Source organism: Mesorhizobium sp. M7A.F.Ca.ET.027.03.2.1, from assembly GCF_003999175.1.
GTDB lineage: Bacteria > Pseudomonadota > Alphaproteobacteria > Rhizobiales > Rhizobiaceae > Mesorhizobium.
The window spans coordinates 1-863 of sequence record NZ_RZOM01001600.1; the positions used below are offsets into that span (position 1 = coordinate 1).

The 863-nt window shown below is 61.1% G+C and carries 1 protein-coding gene and 1 pseudogene; one reads left to right on the forward strand and one right to left on the reverse strand.

The features are described 5' to 3' along the window. Positions 1-234, reverse strand: a pseudogene (locus tag EN750_RS36710) (AsmA family protein); the annotation flags it as partial. Between the two features lie 272 nt (positions 235-506). Here EN750_RS36710 and EN750_RS36715 point away from each other — a divergent pair. Beyond that, the coding region (locus tag EN750_RS36715) for an acetyl-coenzyme A synthetase N-terminal domain-containing protein (RefSeq protein WP_281062385.1) at positions 507-863 on the forward strand (357 nt) is incomplete at its 3' end.

Consider the following 863-nt stretch of genomic DNA (forward strand, 5'->3'; position numbering starts at 1 on the left):
CCATTGTGAAAGCGTCACATCGGTCAGGATTGCCCGGAATGTCGGCCAGACCTCGATGCGCGGCGAACCGTCGATGGCGACCCGGAAGCCGCTCCACGCGCTCATTTCCCAGGCGATGCGGTCGCGCACGATACGGGTGGAGGCAATCAGCGGCAGGGCGGCAACGACCAGCGCGACGACGATCACGGCAGCGCCGATCGCCCATATTCCGCGCCGGATCATAGATGATGGCATATGGCCCCGTATGCTTCCATTCCGACAAATCGCCCGGCGGGTGTAACCCCGGTCGTCACCACGACCCCAGTCGTCACCACGACCCCAGTCGTCACCACGACCCCCAGTCGTCACCACGACTTCAAGTTGTCACTACGACTTAGGGCTGAGGCATTTCAAGTCTTTATGGCCCGGCGATGGCATTTGCGCACATCTGGTCGCATCAGCCGAACAAAATCTTGCTCTGCTGCGCTGCGATATGCATAAGCGATGGCGACCGTGGAGGAACGATCATGGCTGCCGGACAACCGCTCTGGACCCCGACGCAAGACCAGATTGACGCAGCACCCTTGACCGCCTTCACCAAGGCCGCCGGAGTGAAAGCCGGCGTAGCGTTTTCCTCGTATTCGCAGCTTCATGCCTGGTCGGTCGAGGACCGTGAGGGGTTCTGGAGCCTGATCTGGGATTTCTGCGGCATCGTCGGCGACAAGGGCGATAACCTGCTCGTCGACGGCGACAAGATGCCCGGCGCTTCTTTCTTTCCCGATGCGACACTGAATTTCGCCGAGAATCTGCTGAAGAAGACCGGCTCAGGCGACGCAATCGTGTTTCGCGGCGAAGACAAGGTCGAGCGCCGGCTGTCCTGGAAC